Source organism: Succinimonas sp. (genome assembly GCF_045225735.1).
Lineage (GTDB): Bacteria > Pseudomonadota > Gammaproteobacteria > Enterobacterales > Succinivibrionaceae > Succinimonas.
In genome coordinates this window covers 1-4,171 of the sequence record NZ_JBGVBR010000129.1, presented here as the reverse complement: position 1 = coordinate 4,171, position 4,171 = coordinate 1, and the positions used below count along the sequence as shown (strand labels likewise).

General features: G+C 57.4%; 4 protein-coding genes. 2 read left to right on the top strand and 2 right to left on the bottom strand.

Annotated features, from left to right (window positions below):
- Window positions 1-630: hypothetical protein (locus ACJROR_RS04625; RefSeq protein WP_406546075.1), on the top strand; the 630-nt coding region annotated here is incomplete at its 5' end.
- A gap of 510 nt (window positions 631-1,140) precedes the next feature.
- Here ACJROR_RS04625 and traA read toward each other — a convergent pair.
- Window positions 1,141-1,494 carry a TraA family conjugative transfer protein gene (traA, locus tag ACJROR_RS04620; protein WP_406546074.1) on the bottom strand — a complete coding sequence of 118 codons (354 nt, stop codon included), beginning with the start codon at window positions 1,492-1,494 and terminating at the stop codon, window positions 1,141-1,143.
- Between the two features lie 117 nt (window positions 1,495-1,611).
- On the bottom strand, window positions 1,612-2,088 hold the full coding sequence (locus tag ACJROR_RS04615; protein ID WP_406546073.1) for a hypothetical protein: 477 nt from the start codon (window positions 2,086-2,088) through the stop codon (window positions 1,612-1,614).
- Window positions 2,089-2,393: 305 nt separating this feature from the next.
- Between ACJROR_RS04615 and ACJROR_RS04610 the strand changes: the two genes are divergently transcribed.
- Window positions 2,394-4,171: ABC transporter ATP-binding protein (locus ACJROR_RS04610; RefSeq protein WP_406546072.1), on the top strand; the 1,778-nt coding region annotated here is incomplete at its 3' end.

The following is a 4,171-nucleotide window of genomic DNA, read 5'->3' as shown; positions in this document are numbered from 1 at the left end:
GGCACCCCGCCGGGAAGCGCTCTTTACCACGCCGGCTATCTCGCAGTGCGCACCATCAAAAACGAGCTGGGCCGCCGCCGGGCGGTGCTGACCCCGCCCAATCTGAATGCCACGGCCACCCTGCTTAACATTTATTTCACGCTGGTTTCCGAAAACCCCGTCTCCGAAGCTGATATCGCGGACATCGCCTCCGGAGTCCGGGACGGCCTCCTGGGAGGCTACCCGGAAGCCCTGACGGCCGCTCTGAACCGGGGGTTCAGCCTGCTCTCCTTTGGCCGGGAATCCCCCTTTGAAAAAGTCTCAGCTCTCCGGGATCTCCTCTATGCCATCCTGGTTCTGGCCGGACTCGAGGCAGAGAGGCTCCCGGAATCCGGAGAGTCCGCGGATCTCACCGCCGCCTATCTCAAGGACGGCAAGGTCTCCCGCGTCCTCATCACCGGGGTGCCGGCCCTCTCCGGAGATAATCCCCAGGAGCTTATTGCCAAAGCCGGAGAACGCCTTGATAAAACGGCATTTTCCGAAGAAAGCTGGCCGTTCCCGCAGGATCGGGAAACCGCAGGCCCCGGGGCAAAGCTGGCGCTCATTGTTTCCCCTCAGGAGAAACGGATCACCCACGCTAAGCTCCTCTGACTCCGCTATGCAGTCCTCTGCTATGCTGTCACCCGTATGCTGTCCCCTGTCAGCCGACAGGGTTATGCTGACTTAGGAAAATCCCGCAAGAACCCTCGCTCCTCCGCCGGAGCCGGAGAACCGACAAGGAAAAAGCGGGATAACTAAAGGACTCCCCAAAATCAGGCAAGGCAGGACAATGAACAGCAGGAGAGGCAGAACAGAAAGGAAACTAAAGACAGGAAACAAAGACCGGATAGGAAATATAAAAGGCCAGGGAGATCAGGACAGGAAAGAATCAGGAACGGGGTTCCCTCCCGAAAAAAGCGGCCGGCGCATCTCAACACCGCCGCTTAAATCACGCAAAATCGTACCGGAGCCGCACAGAAGGGATTACCGCCCCGGAAAAACGGGACACTCCAGCCTGCGGCCGGAACTTCTCCCAACGGCCCAAGGGGCTCCGGGCGCTCCCGGGCTTTCCCCGCGGGGGAAAGTCCGGGATCCCCCGGACGGAAAAAAAACTCCGCTCCCCTAAATTCCGGAGCTCAGAAGGCTGTTCACCATTTCAGCTTCGCTCCCGGAAAGGCTCTCCAGCGAGGCAGACAGCACGCTTTCGATAACGGTAGGGGTATTGTACATGCCAATGCCGCCTCCGATACCCACGGCAAAGGCGCTGATGCTCTGCCGGGCCACTCCCGCCACAATGCCCACCAGAATCATGCTTCCGGCAATAACCCGGCCCAGGGTGCCCTGAATCCACTCCTTAAGGGTTTCCCAGACGTCGCTGAATTCATCACCCCCGGTGCCGGCGAGAACGTCCCCGGCCACGCAAAGTCCCAGAACGGCCGCAATAAGCCCCCAGTTAACCCGATGCCATATTTTCATAAAAAAACTCCCTTTAGCTGCCATGCAGCCTTGTCCAACAATATTCGAGCGTCATGCCCGAAAAACCAAAATGCTTTAAAAACGCCTTTCCGGCGCGCCGGCTTTCCCGCTCCCGGCTCAGCGCTTTTCCGGAAGAAACTCCCGGAAGGGAATTCTGGTGATCTCCGGGGGCAGGGTCGCCGCCGGCGCTTCACTATCCCCGGACAAGGAGTCCCCCTGATCCCGCATCCGGTACCAGTAGCCGTTATCCAGACTCTCCAGCACTGCGGATCCGGAATGCACCAGTCCCTCGCTGTCGGTATAGCCGTTCACCACGGTGATCACCGTGTCTCCGGGATAGCGGTAAAGACGGTCCCCGAAATATTCCGCTGCGGTGACGTGTCCCGTTCCGGCCGGGGCTTCCCGGTATAAAGGGGCCGCCCCCTCCGGAAGCGGGGTCTCCGAAACGAGCCCCTGATGCTCGTAAACCTCCCGGGCGCTTCGGCACTGGGATCCCGGGGGAAGCCCCCGGCAGCCGTACTCCTCGGAACCAATGCCGAGCCCCGAACACCCGGAGCACAAAAAAACCGGCAGCAAATAACAGAAAACCTTCATAAAACCTCCAAAAAACAGCGCCTATCATAACCGCATCTGAAAAACTCCCTGTAAATTAAGCCTTAGAACAACCGGAAAAGCCCTGTCACACAAGGCTCGGAAGCTCTTCGCGGCTATCCTGAAAATTCCCGGAGGTCAAGCTGATTCCCCGCTCGGAAAATTTGCGAGGGGGAAAGCTCTTTCCCGGCGGCTTTCTTGAAAATTCCGGGATCTTTGGTTTATGATTAAACCGTTGTTTATATTGTTTCCGGTTCCCGTCTGCTCTCGATTTATCCGGAGCAGCCCTGCTGAGATGAAGTCCCGCTATGCCCGCTCTCCTGAAAAAAAGTGAATTCCTTGACGCCTACTCCAAGTTCTTTCCCTTTCTGAGGCCCTATCTCGCCATGGCGTTTCTGGGACTGCTCCTCACCGCTCCCGTGGGAGCTCTGGACGCCGTCATCGCCTGGTTTCTGAAGCCCTTCATGGACAATCTCATGGTGGAGCGGCAGGAAGAGTTTTCCCGCTGGGTGCCCTATATCATCGTGGGCTTCACCGTCATCCAGGGCATGTTTATCTACCTCTCCGCCTGGGTTAACGGCTATGTGGGAAACCGCATTACCCTGGATCTCCGAAGAAAGCTCTTTGCCAAGCTCCTCTGCATGGATACCCGCTACTTTGACGCCAACGATTCCGGCACCATAGTTTTTCGGTACTTCAATGACGCGGAACAGGCCGCCACTGGGCTTATCTCCAACATCAAGCTGTTTCTCACCAAATTCTTTTCCTCCGTGGCTCTGGCGGGAGTGCTCCTCTGGAATTCCTGGCAGCTCACCATTATCGCCCTGGCCGTGATGCTGTTTATCATTCTCCCCATGAGCATCGTCCGGAAGAAGATCAAGAAGATCATGCAGAAGACCATGATCCTGAGCTCCGCCATCCTGAACCTCTACGGCGAAGTGGCCCGGGGGAACAAGGTGATCAAAAGCTGCAACCTCAATAAGCACATGATGGACAGCTTTGAGGATGCGGCTCAGGGATCCTTCAAAATGAGCATGAAGATGATCCGGGACACCAACTGGCTCTCCCCCTTCATGCACATCGTGGCCTCAGTGGGCGTGGCTCTGGTAATTGCCTGCGGCGGCTACATGATCGTAAACGGCATTATCACCAGCGGCACCTTCGTCTCCTTCCTGGCCGCCCTGATCATGCTCTACACCCCCCTGAAGTCCATCGGCAACAACTACATTCAGGTGCAGCAGTCTATTGTGGCTCTGGGCCGCATTTACGAGATCTTTGACACCCCCACGGTCACCGAGGAGGAAGACAAGCTGGCTCAGGCCGGAAAGAAGACCGAGCTTCAGGAGATCCGGGAATCCGTGGAGTTCCGGGACGTGCATTTCGGGTACACTCCGGAAAACGAGGTGCTTAAAGGGATTTCCTTCACGGCTCCCAAGGGCTCTTCCATTGCTCTCGTGGGTAACAGCGGCGGCGGAAAATCCACCATTGTGAGTCTCATTCCCCGGCTTTACGAGGTCACCTCCGGCTCCGTGCTCATCGACGGCCGGGACTTCCGGGACTACACCATTACCTCCCTCCGGGACAAGATCGCCTACGTGTTCCAGGACAGCTTCCTCTTTAACACCACCATTGATGAAAACATCAGGATCGGCAAGCCCGACGCCACGCCAGAGGAGATCAGGGCCGCTCTGGACGCCTCCTGTCTCACGGAATTCATTGACTCGCTTCCCGACGGTCTTAAGACCGAAATCGGCGAACACGGCACCCGGCTCTCCGGCGGCCAGAAGCAGCGTATTGCCATTGCCCGGGCTTTTGTGCAAAACGCTCCCATCGTGATCCTGGACGAAGCCACCAGCGCTCTTGACAACAAATCCGAAAAGGTCGTTCAGGAGGCCCTGGGGAATCTCATGAAGAACCGCACGGTGTTTGTCATCGCGCATCGGCTCTCCACCATTGAAAGCGCCTCCCGCATTATGGTTATCAATGACGGCCTCATTGTGGAATCCGGCACCCACGAGGAGCTTATGGCCAAGGGCGGCGCCTACTACACCCTGCACCATATCAAGAGCACCGAAGCGTCTGAAAA

Coding starts and splice junctions, on each gene's coding strand:
- ACJROR_RS04615 (WP_406546073.1), bottom strand. CDS start 2,088: ATGAAGGTTTTCTGTTATTTGCTGCCGGTTTTTTTGTGCTCCGGGTGT.
- traA (WP_406546074.1), bottom strand. CDS start 1,494: ATGAAAATATGGCATCGGGTTAACTGGGGGCTTATTGCGGCCGTTCTG.